The organism is Pseudorhizobium sp. NPDC055634 (assembly GCF_053618655.1).
On the sequence record NZ_JBSHHW010000007.1, the window covers coordinates 106,986 to 123,427 of the forward strand.

Genomic DNA, 16,442 nt, shown 5'->3' on the forward strand with positions numbered 1-16,442 from the left:
AACACGAGACTGATGGCAGTAAGATGAAATTCCTCGACGAGACAAAGGTCTACATACGCTCCGGAGATGGCGGAGCGGGAGCGGTTTCGTTCAGGCGGGAAAAGTTCATCGAATTCGGCGGCCCGGACGGGGGCGACGGCGGCCGAGGAGGAGATGTCTGGATCGAGGCGGTCAACGGCCTCAACACCCTGATCGACTTCCGCTACCAGCAGCACTTCAAGGCAAAAGTCGGCATGCATGGCATGGGGCGGAACCGGACCGGCGCCAACGGCGACGACGTCACGCTCAAGGTGCCCGTGGGAACCCAGGTGCTTGAAGAAGACGGGGAAACGCTGATAATCGACCTCACCCAGGAAGGCCAGCGTTTCAGGCTCGCCAAGGGCGGCAATGGCGGCTTCGGGAACGCCCACTTCAAGTCGTCCACCAACCAGGCTCCCAACTGGGCAAATCCCGGCCTGGAAGGCGAGGAAAAGACGATCTGGCTGCGGCTGAAACTGATCGCCGATGCCGGCCTTGTCGGCCTGCCCAATGCCGGAAAATCGACGTTCCTGGCAACCGTGACCCGCGCCCGTCCCAAGATCGCCAACTATCCGTTCACGACGCTGCATCCCAATCTCGGGGTCGCCACGATCGACGGCCGGGAATTCGTGCTTGCGGATATCCCGGGACTGATCGAGGGCGCGCACGAGGGTGTCGGCATCGGGGATCGCTTCCTCGGTCACGTCGAGCGCACCCGCGTGCTCCTGCATCTGGTCTCCGCCCAGGAGGAAGACGTCGGCAAGGCTTACCGCACGGTAAAGTACGAACTGGAAGCATATGGCGGCGGGCTCGAAGACAAGCGCGAAATCGTCGCTCTGTCCCAGATCGACGTGCTTGACGACAAGGAACTCAAGAAGAAGGCGAAGGAACTGGCGAAGGCCTCGGGGACCGAGCCGTTTCTGATCTCGGCTGTCGCGGGCAAGGGCATGACCGATCTGCTGCGGGCGCTTCGCGACGTCATCGTCGAAGAAGCGGGCGAGAATACCGCGCTACCCGACCGGAGTTCCCGCTGGGCATCCCAGGACGCGGACGGGGAGCCCCAGTGAGCACGTCCCGGAAGCCGCTGACGCAACACAGGCGTATTGTCGTCAAGATCGGCTCGGCCCTTCTTGTCGACAGGCAGACGGGATTGAAATCGGCATGGCTTGATTCCATCTGCGACGATATCGCCGCGCTGCGGGCGCGCGACATCGACGTCCTGGTCGTGTCCTCCGGCGCGATCGCGCTTGGACGCACCGTCCTCGACCTTCCTGCCGGGACCCTGAAGCTGGAGGAAAGCCAGGCTGCCGCTGCTGTCGGGCAGATTGCTCTCGCAAGAGCCTGGTCCGAGAGCCTCTCCCGAAGCAACTCGATAGCGGGACAGATTCTGCTCACCCTGGGCGATACGGAAGAGCGGCGCCGCTACCTCAACGCCCGCGCGACAATCAATCAACTGCTCAAGATCGGCGCCGTGCCGATCATCAACGAGAACGATACGGTGGCCACGTCGGAGATCCGCTACGGCGACAACGATCGCCTGGCCGCCCGCGTCGCGACCATGACCAGTGCCGATCTGCTCGTTCTCCTATCGGACATCGACGGTCTCTACACCGCTCCGCCCCATCTCGATCCCAACGCCCGCTTCCTGGACACGGTCGCCGCGATTACGCCTGAGATAGAGGCCATGGCCGGCGGGGCGGCTTCCGAACTCTCCCGCGGCGGAATGCGCACCAAGATCGATGCCGGCAAGATAGCGACGAGCGCCGGTTGCGCAATGATCATCGCCTCCGGGAAGGAAGAGCATCCTCTAGCCGCGATCGACAACGGCGCGCGCTCCTCCTGGTTCGCGCCGTCCGGCAGTCCGGTCACCGCGCGCAAGACCTGGATCGCCGGACAGTTGCAGCCGGCCGGCAAGCTCGTCGTCGACGCCGGCGCTGAGGCCGCACTGGGAAGCGGCAAGAGCCTGCTTCCGGCCGGTGTCGTCGCGGTCGCCGGCAATTTCCACCGCGGAGACACGGTGGCCGTGATCGGCGCGGACGGGCGCGAGATCGCCCGCGGGCTCGTCAGTTACGATGCCGACGAAGCACGCCAGATTGCCGGCCGCAAGTCCGCCGAGATAGAAGCGATCCTCGGCTATCCGGGGCGCGCCGCCATGGTTCATCGCGACGACCTCGTGGTGACGCGATCCGGCGTCGGCCCGGGCGATTGCCCCAGTGACGTGAAGGATACCGCCGATGCTTGATCTGGTCACCATTGAGGCCGCGGACGTCGCTACCCTGATGAATGACATGGGGCGCCAGGCGAAGGCGGCCGCGAAGCTGCTCGCCGTGGCCTCTACCGAGGCCAAGAACCGGGCACTCAATGCGATGGCCGATGCACTTATTGCATCGAAGGACGAGATCTTGGCCGCCAATGCCGAGGACCTGCGCGCGGTCGAAGGCAAGGGGCTGCAGGGTTCCTTCATCGATCGCCTGACGCTTTCGGAACAATCGATAGCCGCGATGGCGCAGGGCTTGCGCGAAATCGCAGAACTGCACGATCCCGTCGGCGAGACCATCGCCGCCTGGGAGCGTCCCAACGGCCTCAGCATCGAGAGGGTGCGAACACCCCTCGGCGTCATCGGCGTGATCTACGAAAGCCGGCCCAACGTGACGGCCGATGCCGGTGCCTTATGCCTGAAGGCCGGAAACGCGGTCATCCTCCGCGGCGGCTCGGATTCCCTGCACTCGTCCAGGGCGATCCATCAATGCCTCGTGAAGGGGCTGCGCGCAGCCGGCCTCCCGGAACATGCAATCCAGATCGTCCCGACCGGAGACCGTGCCGCGGTGGGCGCCATGCTGACAGGCCTCGACGGCGCAATCGACGTCATCGTGCCACGAGGCGGCAAGAGCCTGGTGGCGCGCGTGCAGAAAGAGGCGCGCGTGCCGGTGTTCGCGCATCTGGAAGGCCTCTGCCACATCTATGTCGACGCCTCCGCCGATCTCGAGATGGCAAAGCGCATCGTCGTCAATGCCAAGATGCGCCGGACAGGAATCTGTGGTGCCGCCGAGACGCTGCTCGTCGACAGCGCGGCTGTCGGCACCCATCTGATCCCGCTGCTGGAAGCCCTCCTTGCGGCCGGCTGCGAGGTCCGCGCCTCGCCGGCCGTCCTCAAGGTATATCCCGGACTGAAGCCGGCAACGGATGAAGACTGGCGGACGGAATATCTCGACGCCGTTATTTCGGTCGCCATCGTCGACGGGATCGGGGGCGCCATTGCTCATATCAATACATATTCCTCCCACCATACCGAAGCGGTCATCGCCGAGGATCCGAAAGTCGTCGAGCGCTTCTTCAGCGAGATCGATTCCGCGATCCTGCTGCACAACGCCTCGACCCAGTTCGCCGATGGCGGCGAGTTCGGAATGGGGGGCGAAATCGGCATTGCCACCGGGAAGATGCATGCAAGGGGACCCGTCGGCGTCGAGCAGTTGACGTCGTTCAAGTACCTGGTGCACGGCACCGGCCAGATCCGGCCCTAGCTGCCTGTGGAGAGGCTCCCCGTCGACCGCCGTTACCTGTCGATGCCGCACGTGGAGAGCGGCATGGTCGTGGGCCTCTTCGGCGGTTCCTTCAACCCGCCTCACGAAGGTCACCTGCTGGTCGCAGAAACGGCACTTCGCCGCCTGGGCCTGAACCAACTGTGGTGGATGGTGACGCCGGGCAACCCGTTGAAGAGCCGGACGGAACTCGCTCCTCTGAGGGAGCGGATCTCCCTTTCCGAAAGGCTGGCCCGCAACCCCCGGATCAAGGTTACGGCCTTCGAGCAGGCACTCGGCAGCCCCTATACCGCCCGCACGCTGGCTTACGTGAAAAGCCGCAGGCCCGACGTCCGTTTCATCTGGGTCATGGGCGCCGACAGCCTGCGTACGTTTCACCGCTGGCAGAAATGGCGCTCGATCGTCCAGACGTTTCCGATCGCCGTCATCGATCGTCCCGGCTCCACTCTCTCCTTCCTCTCGTCGCCGATGACCCGGACCTTCGACGAAGCCCGCGTGGACGAGGACGATGCGGGCGCTCTTTGGAAGAAGCCTGCCCCCGCATGGACATTCCTCCACGGCCCCCGCTCCGCCCTCAGCTCCACCAGCCTGAGAAAGACGCCAACGTGATCAGGAAGGTCCGATCAAGTTTTGAACGACCAGCTTGAAAGATGGTGCCTTCGGTGCCACCTTTTCAGTCAGCGGCCGGCGATTCCGGATTCGCTGACAGTGCTGTAGCTGTTATTTGGAAGAAAGGAACAACCCTGACAACAGTGCACGCCAAGGGAAAGATGCCGAGCATCCTCCCGAAGAGACTGGAACGCGGCGCCGATGCTGCGACCCGTACTCTCGAACCTGTCCTCGCGAGCCTCGAGGACTCCAAAGCGGAAGACATCGTCACCATCGACATCGCGGGAAAATCGGCGCTGGGAGACTACATGGTCGTAGTCACCGGACGATCGAACCGGCATGTCACGGCGATTGCCGATCACCTGATCCGCGACCTTAAGGACGAGGGCCTCGGGGCTCCTCGCGTCGAGGGTCTGGAGAGCGGTGATTGGGTCCTTATCGACGCAGGCGATGTCATCATCCACGTGTTCCGACCGGAAGTCCGGGAGTTCTACAACATCGAAAAGATGTGGGCCGCTCCCGACCTCGAGGACGAAACACTGCACTGACCGGTTGTCGGGCCTGTCCTGACCCGGTAAGCCGACCGTCTGTGGTGCGGCTGTGCACTCGCGCAGCCGCCGGAATGACATCGGCCAATTTCACGGGACTGGACATGCGCATCAGCCTCTTCGCCGTGGGACGGCTGAAAGCCGGCCCCGAGAAAGACCTTGCGTCTCGCTACCTCGATCGGTTTTCCAAGGCGGGCCCGGCGGTCGGCCTTGAATTTTCGCGGCTTATCGAAGTTCCGGAAAGTCGGGCCTCCAATGCCGAGACCCGCAAAAGGGAGGAAGCCGCCACACTCCAGAAGGCGCTGCCGGAAGGCGCGCTCCTCGTTCTTCTGGACGAACGAGGCAAATCGCTCGACAGCGAGAGCTTCGCGCGAATGATCGGTCGCTTCAATGACAGCGGAAAACGCGAGATGATGATCGCCATCGGCGGTGCGGATGGGCTTGACCCCGATCTTCATTCCCGGGCCGACGCGGTGGTGAACCTCGGCACGATGACCTGGCCCCACCAGCTGGTTCGCATCCTGATTGCCGAGCAACTCTATCGGACCGTCACGATACTCGCGGGCCATCCCTATCACAGGGTCTAGGCCTTCCACGCTGCCCGATGAAGGTGTTGGTCATGTCACGCAAATCAGCTTACCTTGATGGCGCGCTACCAACGGTAGAGAGATGAGCTTCAAATCACCACGGACATTCCGTCGCGGTGCCCCGGCGGGGCTAACCCTGATAGTCGCCGCGCTCCTCACGGCGCTGGCGTCTGTTGTCCCCGCCCCGCATGCCCAGGTCCTGGAGCAGTCGCTCGCGCCCGGCGATCCGACGCTGGAACTGCAACGCAAGCGGGACGAAGCGCGCCAGGAACTTGACGCTCTCGGCGAAACGATCGGCCTCTCCGTCGACAAGACCGACGCCATCGAACAGACCATCGCGGAACTGGAGAAGACGACCGCCAACCTGCGTCAGGCGCTGGTCGACTCTGCTGCCCGCCGCAAGGAACTGGAAGAGAAGATTCACGCCAGCGAGGAGCGCCTGGCGCGGCTTCGCCTGCGGGAGGAAGAGATCCGCCATTCCCTGCAGGCGAGACGCGTCCTTCTTGCGGAAGTCCTGGCGGCGCTGCAGCGAATGGGCCGCAATCCCCCGCCTGCTCTCCTGGTAACACCGGAGGATGCGCTTGCCTCGGTGCGGAGCGCTATCCTCCTCGGGGCCGTGGTGCCGGGCATGCGTGCGGAAGCGGATCGGCTGGTCGCCGATCTCGAAGCCCTTGCAAGGCTGCAGGGAGAGGCAACCGCCGAAAAAACCTCCGCATCGCAGACTATTGCGGAAGGCCTCGAGGAAGAAAAGCGCATGGACATGCTCCTCGCCGAGAAAGAGAAACTCAGCGAGCAGAACGCCGCGGAGCTTGCCGCGGAGCACCGTCGGTCGGAGGAACTGGCGGGGCGCGCCACCTCGCTGGAAGGCCTGATCCAGTCGCTCGAAGGCGAGATATCGTCGGTCCGGGAAGCGATGGAGCAGGCGCGGCTTGAGGAAGAGCGCCAGCGCCGCCTTTCCGAGGAAGAGAGGGAGCGCGCGAAGGAGCGGGCCGACAACAGCCTGCCTGACAAAAACCGCATTGCCCCAGCATATGCCTTTTCCAGCCTGAGGCAGAAGCTTGATCTTCCCGTTACCGGGGACATCCTGCGGGCCTTCGGTGAACCGGATGGGACGGGACATTCTGCGGTGGGCATGACCGTGGCTTCAAATCCTGGTGCAGTCGTGACGGCCCCATCTGATGGATGGGTCGTGTTTGCCGGTGCGTTCCGGAGCTATGGCCAGATGGTCATCCTGAATGCGGGCGACGGCTACCATATGGTCCTGGCGGGGATGGATGAGGTTCGCACGCGGCAGGGCCGTTTCGTCGTTGCCGGCGAACCCATCGCGGTGATGGGTAACAAAAGAGTGGCGAGCGCCACGGCATTGACGCTGGAAACGGATCGCCCGACACTTTACATTGAATTGAGGAAGGACGGGTCACCGGTCGATTCTAGACCATGGTGGACTGCCAAGGAACTCGGAAGGGCACGAAATGATTCGTAAGGCTTCTCTGGTGATCGTCGGTGCGCTGATGGGTGCCACGGCCATGAGCGTCATCTACTCGGCAGGAGTGCCGGCGCAGGCTGCCGGCCCTTCGACCTACAAGGAATTGTCCATTTTCGGCGACGTCTTCGAGCGCGTGCGGGCACAGTACGTGACGCCGCCCGACGAGGGCAAGCTGGTGGAAAGCGCCATCAACGGCATGCTGACCTCGCTTGATCCCCATTCAAGCTTCCTGAATGCCAAGGACGCAGCCGACATGCGCACCCAGACGCGCGGCGAGTTCGGCGGCCTCGGCATTGAAGTCACCATGGAAAACGAGATGGTGAAGGTGATCGCGCCGATCGACGATACGCCAGCATCGCGTGCCGGTATCCTCGCCGGCGATCTGATCGCGGAAATCGACGGCGAAGCCGTCCGCGGCTTGAAGCTCGAGGAAGCCGTTGAGAAGATGCGCGGCGCCGTGAACACGCCCATCAAGCTGACCATCCTTCGCGAAGGCGCCGACAAGCCGCTGGAAATCTCTATCGTCCGTGAGATCATCGCGGTTCGCGCGGTCAAGTCCCGCGTCGAGGGTGACGTCGGCTACGTTCGGGTGATCTCCTTCACCGAGAAGACCTATGACGATCTCGAGAAGGCTATCGAGAAGATCAAGGCCGAAGTTCCGGAAGACAAGCTGAAAGGCTACGTCCTCGACCTCCGCCTGAACCCGGGCGGCTTGCTGGACCAGGCGATCAACGTCTCCGACGCCTTCCTGGAACGCGGCGAGGTGGTTTCCACGCGCGGCCGCAATGCCGACGAGACCCGCCGGTTCAACGCAGGTCCCGGCGACATTACCGATGGCAAGCCGGTCGTGGTACTGATCAACGGCGGTTCCGCCTCGGCGTCGGAAATCGTCGCCGGCGCCCTGCAGGATTTGAAGCGGGCAACCGTGCTCGGCACCCGTTCGTTCGGCAAGGGCTCGGTCCAGACGATCATCCCGCTCGGCGAAAGCGGAGCCCTCCGACTCACCACGGCGCTCTATTACACGCCGTCCGGCACGTCGATCCAGGGAACCGGCATCAACCCGGACATCAAGGTCGAGCAACCGCTGCCTGAAGACCTTCAAGGCAAGGTTCGCGCAGAGGGCGAGTCGAGCCTGCGCGGTCACATCCCCGGACAGAACGAAACGGACGAAGGCTCCGGGTCGGTCGCCTATGTCCCGCCGGAAGCCAAGGACGACGTTCAGCTGAACTATGCCCTGGATCTGTTGCGGGGTGTCAAGACAGATCCGAGCTTTCCTCCAAGTCCGGACAAGGCTGCGGCCGTAAAGCAGTAATATTCACGGGAAGCCGGAGCTAGCCTCCGGCTTCTTCACCTCCGGCATGCCAATCCGCGGACCTTCCCTTGGACCCTGACCTTCACGCCCCGCTCGGACAGAACAGACCGGCCGGACGAAGAAGACGTTTTCGGGTCACGTCATCGCTCGCCGCCGGCGCGGCCTTTGCGACCGCCGTACTCGCAGTCTCGATCTACACGATACTGGAAGGCGACCGGTTCGGATCATCCCCTCCGGATGCCCGGCTGGAACAGCAGGCTGCCCACACCGAGACCCCGCAACCTTCGGCACCCCGCGTGGGCGAGCGTCGGAGCGAATCCGATGCAGGCGCCAACGTCGAACGGACGACCACGGACGACGGCAGCGTCGTGAACATATATTCGCCTGGAGGACGCGGCAGCAGGGATCCTCTCCTCCTCCAGACGCCCCGGATCGGGCAGGATCCGCGGTTGGCCGGGACGCCCAACGAGGACCTGCTGGAGGATTCCCCCTACGGACCATTGCCGGCTGTCGGCGCCGATGGGTTGCGGCCCATGGATCAGTATGCGCGCCCGTGGTCGGGAGCGCGCGGCACGCGCATCGCCCTCATCGTCGGCGGGCTCGGTCTCAGCCAGACGGGAACGCAGCGCGCGATCGAAAAACTCCCACCCGAGGTCACCCTCGCATTCGCGGCCACCGGCAACAGCCTGCAGCGGTGGATGCAGGTCTCCCGCCGTCAGGGCCACGAAATCCTGCTTCAGGTCCCCATGGAGCCTTTCGGCTTCTCGAACGAGGAAGGCGATCCCGCCACTTTGCGCGTCGAGGCAACGCGCGGCGAGAATATCGGACGGCTTCACGAGGCGATGGCGAGAATTACCGGCTATACCGGGATCATGAACCACCTGGGCGGCCGTCTTCTCGCCAGTGCAGATGCGCTGGAGCCCTTGTTGCGCGACATAACGGCACGCGGCCTCCTCTTCCTAGACGACGGCTCATCCGCGAGATCGACCAGCGGCACGATCGCCAGGGCGATCGATCTTCCGCACGCATTCGCGGACATGACCCTTGACGGGCAGGTTGAAACCGCAGCGATCCTGCGCAAGTTGGACGACCTCGAGCGTATTGCGCTTCGAAAGGGAAGTGCTATCGGTGTCGCGTCCGCATTCGACGAATCCGTCGATGCCATTCGCCAATGGGTTGACGAGGCGAGCCGCCGGGGGATCGAGATCGTCGGGATTTCGGCACTTGCGGACGACCCGGCCGATCATCGGGCAGAGGTAAACGAATGAGCAAGGCTCCCAAGGCCGCGGAAGATCTTCCCTATCGACCCTGCGTCGGAGTGATGGTGCTGAACCATGACGGATTGGTCTGGGCGGGACGGCGGATTTCGGAAGGCAATACGGAATTCGATGGCTCGCCGCAGCTCTGGCAGATGCCCCAGGGCGGCATAGACAAGGGCGAGGATCCGCTCGCGGCTGCCCACCGGGAACTCTACGAGGAGACCGGCATGGAGACGGTGTCCCTGCTTGCCGAGAGCCGCGATTGGATCAACTACGACCTTCCGCCCCACCTGATCGGGATCGGCCTGAAGGGCAAGTACCGCGGCCAGACCCAGCGCTGGTTCGCCTTCCGGTTCGACGGTGACGAGAGCGAAATCAGGATCAACCCGCCCCCCGGCGACCATGCGCCGGAATTCGATGCCTGGGCGTGGAAGCCGATGAGGGAACTTCCGGGGCTGATCGTTCCATTCAAGCGCGCCGTCTACGACCGCGTCGTTTCCGAGTTCGCTCATCTCGGCAAGGCGCAGGCCTGAGGCTTTCGGCTCAGCCGTCCGGGGCAAGCTCCCCTATGATCTCCATCATCTGTCGCTGCGTCCGGGTCGGCTGCCAGTTGTGCCGATAGGTGAGCCCGATCGGTCGGATGAGATGATCGGTTGGAAACGGCAGTTGCGTCAGCAGCCCGTGATCGCATTCCGGCTGGGACTGGTGGCGGGAGATGCAGCCGAGATGATCGCTCTCGCCGAGAATCCCTCTCATCAGGAGAAACGACCCTGACTCGATCAGCCGTGTTGGCGGCGTTCTGCCCGCCGACGCAAACAGCGTCTCGAACTGCGCGCGGGTCGGCGTTTCAAGCCGGGGGACCACCCATGGATAGGCGAGGAGATCGTCTATGGTGACGGCTGCCTGTCGCGCCAGCGGATGGTCCGGCCGCGACAGAAGCGCAAGCCTGTCGTCGAACAGCCTCTCCTGGACGACGTCACCTATGGGGGCCGGCTCCCGCAGGGCGCCGACGAGGAAGTCGATCGATCCCCGGCGAAGGTCGCCAAGCAGCGCGCCATAGGTCCCGTCGATGATCCGCACCGCAAATGTCGGGTATCGCTGCCGAAACCGTGCAAGCGCGCGTGGCAGGAGTGCTGATCTTGCCAGCGGCATGGCGCCGATCACGATCGATCCCGCCTCGCCTCCGTCGAACTGCGCGAGCTCCGCATCCGCCTGGTCGAACTCGTAGATCGCAAGGCGGGCGGCCTGTGCCAGCGCCTGGCAGAGACGCGTCGGCAGGATTCCAAAGGAGGTCCGTTCGAACAGGGTTCGTGCGGCTTCCTGCTCGATCTGCGTCACGGCCCGATGCACGGTCGGCTGGGCAAGGCCGAGACGCCGCGCCGCAAGGGTAAAGTTCTCGCTTTCGCTGACCGCGATAAGCGCCTGGAGCTGCGCATAGGTCAGGGAAATCCGCAGCCGGGGCGAAATATCGGCAAGGATCGGATCGAGAAGCGCGAATGCGCCTTCGACACGCAGAAGCAGGATCTCTCCGCGCGGCGTGAGGAAGAAGCCGTGCCGGGTCCGATCGAAGAGCGCTCCACCGGCCGCACGTTCCAGCTTGTTGATCGCCTGGGTCACCGCCGGCTGAGAGAGATGCCATTTCTCCGACGCCGAGGTGAGCGATTTCAGTTCGGCGACCGCTGCGAAGAGCCGGAGGTGCCTGAGGTTGCGGGGGATCATAGGGTATCGAGCACGGCGTCGCAGCGCCGCGCCAGATCGTCATCCCCGGCGTCCAGATGGAGATCGGAAATCGCCTGCTGCCATTTGACGGTGCCGCTGCTCATCCAGTCCGGCACGCCGAACTCGCGCAAGGTGACGCAGACCTCCTGGACCTCTGCAGCCCGCCTCGCGCCGTGAACGATCATCCGTTCGAGATTGTAGGATCCCCGGGCGGCCCAGTCTATGCCGGGGTCCGAAGCCTGAAGCGAGGCTAGGACGGCATCCTCGACGCCCGCCCTCCTCGCCGCCAGCAGGCATTCGGTCGTCAGCGCCTCAAGCCCCTTGACGATCACGGAGCGAAGCATCTTCACGCTCGATGCGTCGCCGACCCGCTCCCCCGCGATTTTCGGGCGCATGTCCAGTTTCGCGATAATGCCGGCCGCTTGTTCCGCATGAGGTCCGGCCAGCAGAAGCGGTACCTCGTGCCTCTTCGGATAGACCGGCGCCATGACTGCGACGTCGACATACCGGCCGCCCGCTTCCTCGACGAGCAAGGCCGCCTTCTGCTTCGTTTGCGGGGCGCAGGAATTGCAGTCCAGCCAGAGGGCTCCGGGTGCTAGGTAAGGGACGGCTTCACGGGCGGCTTCCAGCGCCTTGTCGGCGGTCACGAGGCTGAAGATCATTTCCGCCCCGTCTAGAGCCTCCTTCAGGCTCACAACGGCCTGGACGTGCGCCGCGCCGGCGCGCGCGGAAACCTCGGACGCAGCCTGCGGGTCCAGCAGCTTCAGATCATAAGCGCGCACACCCGCAGCAAGCGAACGCGCCCACCCCGATGCGATCGCGTGTCCGGCTTCGCCGAAGCCGACAAAGGTGATTCTCGGCAGATCTCCGGCTATCTCGGTCATCAGAACCCTCCTCCGTTTGGTATGCCAGTGTGGCAGGAGGTGCTCGCGAATTCCAGCGCCTATAGCGTAAACTTATGCGCTGGCAGGTTCTTTCCATTTGATTGGATGGGCACGAGGAACGACGCTAGGCCAACGAAAATCCAGGGAGGCTTTCATGACCAGCGAAAACAGGACTGCCCTTGTCATCAGCGCGCATGCCGCGGACTTCGTCTGGCGCTGCGGCGGTGCGATCGCGCTTCACGCAGAACTCGGCTACAACGTGACCGTCGTCTGCCTCTCGTTCGGCGAGCGCGGTGAAAGCGCCAAGCTCTGGAAGCAGGAAGGCATGACCCTCGACCGCGTCAAGGATGCCCGCCGCGCCGAATCCGAGCGCGCGGCAGAAGCCCTGGGCGTGCACGATCTCGTCTGCATGGATCTCGGCGACTACCCACTGGAACTGACGCGCGACAACAAGAACGACCTGGTGGATGTGATCCGCAAGGTCCAGCCGCGCTTCATGCTCAGCCATTCCCAATACGACCCCTACAACACCGACCACATGTACGCGACGCAGGTCGCGCTCGAGTGCCGGATGATCGCCCAGGCCTGGGGCCACAACCCCGGCCAGAAGGTGCTGGGATCGCCGCAGCTCTATCTCTTCGAGCCGCACCAGACAGAGCAGATGGGCTGGAAACCGGACACCTTCCTCGACATCACTCCGGTCTGGGCGAAAAAACGTGCGGCCATCGAGTGCATGGAAGGCCAGGAGCATCTTTGGGAATACTACACCCGCGTGGCAATCAACCGCGCCAATCACTTCAAGCGGAATTCCGGCGGCCAGTCGGGCGGCCGCGATTGCAAGTATGCGGAAGGCTTCCAGTCGGTCTTTCCCCGTACCGTCGACGAACTGTGAGGCGCCGCGACCATGGAACCCTGCCACGACATTGCGCACCTCGCCCATGTGGAAATGTATACGGACAGGTACGAGGAGAGCCTCGACTTCTTCACGCGGATCTACGGCCTCAAGCTTTCCGGAGAAGACGAAAGCTCCGCCTATCTTCGGGCCTGGGATGACTACGAGTTCCACTCGCTGAAACTGACGCGTCACCATCGGACCGGGGTGGGTCACATCGCCTACCGCACGGCCTCGCCCGAGGCGCTCGAGCGACGGGTGAACGCCATCGAGGCCTCCGGCTACAAGGTCCACGGTTGGACCGATGGCGACCTTGGCCACGGCAGGTCCTTCCGCTTCGAAGATCCGTTCGGCCACATCTTCGAAATCTACTGGGACACCAACTGGTACCGGCCGCAGATCGATGCGGAGCGCGCCGCGCTGAAGAACACCGCCTCGTCCTTCACCGGCGCACCGCCGCGCCGGCTTGACCATCTGAACCTCCTGGCAAGCGACGTCACCGAGTTCAGGCGCTTCATGGAAACCTGCCTCGGCTCCCGGGTGACGGAGATGATCCAACTGGACAATGGTCGCATCGGCGGCTGCTGGTTCACGATCAACAACAAGACCTACGATCTCGCCTGCACGGAGGAACACGGCGGCGGAAGCGGGCGTCTTCACCACGTCACCTATGCGACGGACCAGCGCGAGGATATCCTCCGTGCGGCGGACCTGTTCCTGCAGAACGGCGTCCATATCGAGACCGGACCCCACAAGCACGCCATCCAGGGCACCTTCTTCCTCTACGTCTGGGAGCCCGCTGGCAACCGCGTGGAACTGGCAAATGCGGGTGCCCGGCTGATCCTTGCTCCGGACTGGAAGCCGATCGTCTGGACGGAGGCCGACCGCAGGAAGGGGCAGGCCTGGGGCCTCAAGACCATAGAGACCTTCCATACGCACGGCACGCCGCCGGTAACGAAGGAGCACTGAGATGACCGTCGTGGTTCAGAATATCGAGCGCGCCGACCCGGCCGTGATCGACCGCCTTGCGGCAGCCGGCGTGGCGACGGTTCACGAAGCGCAGGGCCGACGCGGGTGCCTGGCCTCCTACATGCGGCCGATCTATTCTGGCGCCCAGATCGCCGGTTCGGCGGTGACCATCTCTGCCGCGCCCGGAGACAACTGGATGGTCCACGTGGCGATCGAGCAGCTTCGGGCCGGAGACATACTCGTCCTTTCGCCGACCTCGCCCTGCGACAACGGCTATTTCGGCGACCTTCTGGCGACCTCCGCCATGGCGCGCGGCTGCCGCGGGCTGGTGATCGACGCGGGCGTCCGCGATATCCGCGACCTGACCGCCATGGGATTTCCGGTCTGGTCGAAGGCAATCTCCGCCCAGGGAACCGTCAAGGAAACCCTCGGCTCCGTGAACGTCCCGATCGTCTGCGCGGGCGCGGCGATCAACGCCGGCGATATCATCGTGGCGGATGACGACGGCGTGGTTGTCGTCAGGCGTGCCGAAGCCGAAGCCGTGGCGGTCGCCGCGGAAAAACGGCTGGCAGCGGAAGAAGCCAAGCGCCGGCGCCTGGCGGCGGGCGAACTTGGTCTCGACATCTACTCCATGCGTGAACGGCTTGCGGAGAAGGGGCTGAAATATGTCTGATCCTCACGCAGACGGCATTCCCTGCCTCTGGATGCGGGGCGGAACGTCCAAGGGGGCGGTCTTCCTTGCCTCCGACCTGCCCTCGACCCCGCAAGAGCGGGACAGCCTGCTCCTGCGGATCATGGGCTCCCCCGACCCGCGTCAGATCGACGGCATAGGAGGGGCTGATCCACTGACCTCGAAAGTCGCGATCCTTTCTCCATCATCAAGGCCGGATGCCGACGTCGACTATCTCTTCCTGCAGGTCTTCGTCGACAGGCCCGTGGTGACCGATGCGCAGGGCTGCGGCAACATCCTCGCGGCGACCGCACCCGCGGCAATCGAACGGGGCCTCGTCTCAGCCGAAGACGGCGTGACCCCGGTCCGCATCCACATGCTCAACACGGGAGAAGTATCGCTGGCGCAGGTTTCCACGCCCGGGCGCAAGGTAAGCTATGCCGGCGATGCGCGCATCGACGGCGTTCCGGGCAATCATGCCGCGGTTCCGCTGCTGTTCCAGAACACGGAGGGCTCCATGTGCGGGGCGCTCCTGCCCTCGGGGAGCGCCTGCGATATCGTGGAAGGCGTCGAGTGTACCCTGATCGACAACGGCATGCCGGTCGTGATCCTCCGGGCCTCCGACTTCGGCCTCACGGGCGCCGAAGGCAGGGACGACCTTGACGGGAACACCGACCTCAAGATGCGTCTGGAAGCGATACGGCTTGCCGCTGGACCGCTCATGAACCTCGGCGAGGTTGCCGATAAATCGGTGCCGAAGATGGTACTCATCTCGGCTCCGCAAAATGGCGGGACAATCAGCACCCGCAGCTTCATTCCCCACCGTTGCCACGCCTCGATCGGCGTCTTTGCGGCCGTCAGCGTCGGCACCGCCTGCACCCTGCCCGGTTCCGTCACCGACGGCCTCGCCCAACTGCCCGCAGATGGCCGCTTCCTGGTGGAGCACCCGAGCGGTGCCGCCGAAGTCCTCGTCCACCGCGATGCGGACGGGACGATAACCGGCGTCGGGACACTGCGCACGGCCCGCAAGCTCTTCGACGGAAAAGTATTCCCGGCTCCATAAATCGCCGCTTCTGCCAGCGTTCCTGCCGGTCAGGTGATTTTCGCGACGCCAGCACCTCCGGTCGCGGCCTTCCAAAGCGCATGCATCACGCGCCGCCCCTCCTTCCGTCGCAAGTGCCCCTCCCGGTCGTAGAAGAACATCATTCGACGGCGTGCGAACACGTGCCCCATCCAGAGGGTGAAGGCCACTCCGACGGCCCAGCCCATCATCGTGTCGCTCGGCCAGTGCGCCCCGACCAGCTGTCGGGAAAGCGTAATCAGCACGCCAACCGGAATGAACAGCGAACGCAGGCGGGGAAAGACCAGCGCCAGTGACATAGCCATCGCGCCGGCCGTCGCGGAATGTCCCGAGGGAAATGCTGCGAAATCGGAGTCGAACGTGAAGGGCTCGAAATGGAGATATCCGTGGGTGTCGAGAAGGCTCGGTCGAGCCCGCCCGATCATGTTCTTGACGAGGGAGGCCGTCAGCCCGCCTCCGGCAACGGACAAGAAGATGAAGGCCGCTGCCGCGGCGATCGAATTGGCGCCGACCACCACCCGTCGGCGCAGGCGGGTGGAAGGGACGAAAATGCAGAGGATGAGCACGACACCGCTCGTCACGAGGATCTCGACCCCCTCGCCCAGATCCGTGATCCAGCGGGCGAAGGGCCTCAACTCGTCGGGAAAATCTTGCATCCACAGACCGAGCGGGAGATCCGCCCAGAACATCAGCGCGATCGACAACGCCAGGAACAGACCGACGATCAGCAGGGGACGTTCCAGTGGAGCCCGCTTTGGGGGATAAGGCACGGTCGGGCGGGAGAAGAGGCGTTCGAAGCCCGCAGCAATCCTCGGCCTGGTGCCCCTCAATGCCATGCCCATATACGCTCCCATGTCTCCAATAACGGT

The 16,442-nt window shown here is 64.1% G+C and carries 17 protein-coding genes; 14 read left to right on the top strand and 3 right to left on the bottom strand.

The window, feature by feature from the left end:
• The first annotated feature begins 23 nt into the window (after window positions 1-23).
• The 10 genes from obgE (at window position 24) to ACWGPT_RS13200 (ending at window position 9,891) form a co-directional block, all read left to right on the top strand.
• Window positions 24-1,085: a GTPase ObgE gene (obgE, locus tag ACWGPT_RS13155; protein WP_452606059.1), complete on the top strand. Its 1,062-nt coding sequence runs from the start codon at window positions 24-26 to the stop codon at window positions 1,083-1,085.
• Complete coding sequence (proB, locus tag ACWGPT_RS13160; RefSeq protein WP_452606060.1) at window positions 1,082-2,260, top strand: glutamate 5-kinase; 1,179 nt, start codon at window positions 1,082-1,084, stop codon at window positions 2,258-2,260. Before obgE ends, proB begins: the two co-directional genes overlap by 4 nt.
• Entirely contained in the window at window positions 2,253-3,539 is a 1,287-nt protein-coding gene (locus ACWGPT_RS13165; RefSeq protein WP_452606061.1) for a glutamate-5-semialdehyde dehydrogenase, read from the top strand. Before proB ends, ACWGPT_RS13165 begins: the two co-directional genes overlap by 8 nt.
• Before the next feature lie 42 nt (window positions 3,540-3,581).
• The gene (locus ACWGPT_RS13170) at window positions 3,582-4,166 is read left to right on the top strand and encodes a nicotinate-nucleotide adenylyltransferase (RefSeq protein ID WP_452606220.1); all 585 of its coding nucleotides are present in this window, start codon (window positions 3,582-3,584) and stop codon (window positions 4,164-4,166) included.
• 161 nt (window positions 4,167-4,327) lie between these two features.
• Window positions 4,328-4,714 carry a ribosome silencing factor gene (rsfS, locus tag ACWGPT_RS13175; RefSeq protein WP_452606062.1) on the top strand — a complete coding sequence of 129 codons (387 nt, stop codon included), beginning with the start codon at window positions 4,328-4,330 and terminating at the stop codon, window positions 4,712-4,714.
• A 104-nt stretch (window positions 4,715-4,818) separates the two neighbouring features.
• Window positions 4,819-5,301 (top strand): 23S rRNA (pseudouridine(1915)-N(3))-methyltransferase RlmH, encoded by a 483-nt coding sequence (gene rlmH, locus ACWGPT_RS13180; protein WP_452606221.1) that lies wholly within the window; start codon window positions 4,819-4,821, stop codon window positions 5,299-5,301.
• An 82-nt stretch (window positions 5,302-5,383) separates the two neighbouring features.
• Window positions 5,384-6,784: a murein hydrolase activator EnvC family protein gene (locus tag ACWGPT_RS13185; RefSeq protein WP_452606063.1), complete on the top strand. Its 1,401-nt coding sequence runs from the start codon at window positions 5,384-5,386 to the stop codon at window positions 6,782-6,784.
• The gene (locus ACWGPT_RS13190) at window positions 6,774-8,099 is read left to right on the top strand and encodes a S41 family peptidase (RefSeq protein ID WP_452606064.1); all 1,326 of its coding nucleotides are present in this window, start codon (window positions 6,774-6,776) and stop codon (window positions 8,097-8,099) included. The genes ACWGPT_RS13185 and ACWGPT_RS13190 overlap by 11 nt, the downstream gene beginning before the upstream one ends.
• 68 nt (window positions 8,100-8,167) lie before the next feature.
• Entirely contained in the window at window positions 8,168-9,367 is a 1,200-nt protein-coding gene (locus ACWGPT_RS13195) for a divergent polysaccharide deacetylase family protein (protein ID WP_452606065.1), read from the top strand.
• Entirely contained in the window at window positions 9,364-9,891 is a 528-nt protein-coding gene (locus ACWGPT_RS13200; protein ID WP_452606066.1) for an RNA pyrophosphohydrolase, read from the top strand. Before ACWGPT_RS13195 ends, ACWGPT_RS13200 begins: the two co-directional genes overlap by 4 nt.
• Before the next feature lie 10 nt (window positions 9,892-9,901).
• Here ACWGPT_RS13200 and ACWGPT_RS13205 read toward each other — a convergent pair whose 3' ends face one another.
• Together ACWGPT_RS13205 and ACWGPT_RS13210 are read right to left on the bottom strand one after the other, a co-directional pair.
• On the bottom strand, window positions 9,902-11,077 hold the full coding sequence (locus ACWGPT_RS13205) for a LysR family transcriptional regulator (RefSeq protein ID WP_452606067.1): 1,176 nt from the start codon (window positions 11,075-11,077) through the stop codon (window positions 9,902-9,904).
• The gene (locus tag ACWGPT_RS13210; RefSeq protein WP_452606068.1) at window positions 11,074-11,961 is read right to left on the bottom strand and encodes a DUF1932 domain-containing protein; all 888 of its coding nucleotides are present in this window, start codon (window positions 11,959-11,961) and stop codon (window positions 11,074-11,076) included. The genes ACWGPT_RS13205 and ACWGPT_RS13210 overlap by 4 nt, the downstream gene beginning before the upstream one ends.
• 154 nt (window positions 11,962-12,115) lie before the next feature.
• On the opposite strand from ACWGPT_RS13210, the gene ACWGPT_RS13215 reads away from it, so the two are divergent.
• Genes ACWGPT_RS13215 through ACWGPT_RS13230 form a run of 4 tightly spaced genes read left to right on the top strand, consistent with a single transcriptional unit; the run spans window position 12,116 to window position 15,555 of the window.
• A complete protein-coding gene (locus ACWGPT_RS13215) occupies window positions 12,116-12,853 on the top strand; it encodes a PIG-L deacetylase family protein (RefSeq protein ID WP_452606069.1) in 738 nt (245 codons plus the stop codon).
• A gap of 12 nt (window positions 12,854-12,865) precedes the next feature.
• Window positions 12,866-13,822, top strand: a complete 957-nt coding sequence (locus ACWGPT_RS13220) for a VOC family protein (RefSeq protein WP_452606070.1) — start codon at window positions 12,866-12,868, stop codon at window positions 13,820-13,822.
• A 1-nt stretch (window position 13,823) separates the two neighbouring features.
• Entirely contained in the window at window positions 13,824-14,495 is a 672-nt protein-coding gene (locus ACWGPT_RS13225) for a 4-carboxy-4-hydroxy-2-oxoadipate aldolase/oxaloacetate decarboxylase (protein WP_452606071.1), read from the top strand.
• Window positions 14,488-15,555: a 4-oxalomesaconate tautomerase gene (locus ACWGPT_RS13230; RefSeq protein ID WP_452606072.1), complete on the top strand. Its 1,068-nt coding sequence runs from the start codon at window positions 14,488-14,490 to the stop codon at window positions 15,553-15,555. The genes ACWGPT_RS13225 and ACWGPT_RS13230 overlap by 8 nt, the downstream gene beginning before the upstream one ends.
• A gap of 29 nt (window positions 15,556-15,584) precedes the next feature.
• On the opposite strand, the gene ACWGPT_RS13235 is transcribed toward ACWGPT_RS13230, so the two are convergent.
• Window positions 15,585-16,415 carry a phosphatase PAP2 family protein gene (locus ACWGPT_RS13235; protein ID WP_452606073.1) on the bottom strand — a complete coding sequence of 277 codons (831 nt, stop codon included), beginning with the start codon at window positions 16,413-16,415 and terminating at the stop codon, window positions 15,585-15,587.
• Between the last annotated feature and the right edge of the window lie 27 nt (window positions 16,416-16,442).

Excerpts from the sequence above, each read along its gene's own strand:
- obgE (WP_452606059.1), top strand. The coding sequence starts at position 24 with ATGAAATTCCTCGACGAGACAAAGGTCTACATACGCTCCGGAGATGGC.
- ACWGPT_RS13165 (WP_452606061.1), top strand. The coding sequence starts at position 2,253 with ATGCTTGATCTGGTCACCATTGAGGCCGCGGACGTCGCTACCCTGATG.
- ACWGPT_RS13170 (WP_452606220.1), top strand. The coding sequence starts at position 3,582 with ATGCCGCACGTGGAGAGCGGCATGGTCGTGGGCCTCTTCGGCGGTTCC.
- rsfS (WP_452606062.1), top strand. The coding sequence starts at position 4,328 with ATGCCGAGCATCCTCCCGAAGAGACTGGAACGCGGCGCCGATGCTGCG.
- rlmH (WP_452606221.1), top strand. The coding sequence starts at position 4,819 with ATGCGCATCAGCCTCTTCGCCGTGGGACGGCTGAAAGCCGGCCCCGAG.
- ACWGPT_RS13185 (WP_452606063.1), top strand. The coding sequence starts at position 5,384 with ATGAGCTTCAAATCACCACGGACATTCCGTCGCGGTGCCCCGGCGGGG.
- ACWGPT_RS13190 (WP_452606064.1), top strand. The coding sequence starts at position 6,774 with ATGATTCGTAAGGCTTCTCTGGTGATCGTCGGTGCGCTGATGGGTGCC.
- ACWGPT_RS13200 (WP_452606066.1), top strand. The coding sequence starts at position 9,364 with ATGAGCAAGGCTCCCAAGGCCGCGGAAGATCTTCCCTATCGACCCTGC.
- ACWGPT_RS13205 (WP_452606067.1), bottom strand. The coding sequence starts at position 11,077 with ATGATCCCCCGCAACCTCAGGCACCTCCGGCTCTTCGCAGCGGTCGCC.
- ACWGPT_RS13210 (WP_452606068.1), bottom strand. The coding sequence starts at position 11,961 with ATGACCGAGATAGCCGGAGATCTGCCGAGAATCACCTTTGTCGGCTTC.
- ACWGPT_RS13215 (WP_452606069.1), top strand. The coding sequence starts at position 12,116 with ATGACCAGCGAAAACAGGACTGCCCTTGTCATCAGCGCGCATGCCGCG.
- ACWGPT_RS13220 (WP_452606070.1), top strand. The coding sequence starts at position 12,866 with ATGGAACCCTGCCACGACATTGCGCACCTCGCCCATGTGGAAATGTAT.
- ACWGPT_RS13225 (WP_452606071.1), top strand. The coding sequence starts at position 13,824 with ATGACCGTCGTGGTTCAGAATATCGAGCGCGCCGACCCGGCCGTGATC.
- ACWGPT_RS13230 (WP_452606072.1), top strand. The coding sequence starts at position 14,488 with ATGTCTGATCCTCACGCAGACGGCATTCCCTGCCTCTGGATGCGGGGC.
- ACWGPT_RS13235 (WP_452606073.1), bottom strand. The coding sequence starts at position 16,415 with ATGGGCATGGCATTGAGGGGCACCAGGCCGAGGATTGCTGCGGGCTTC.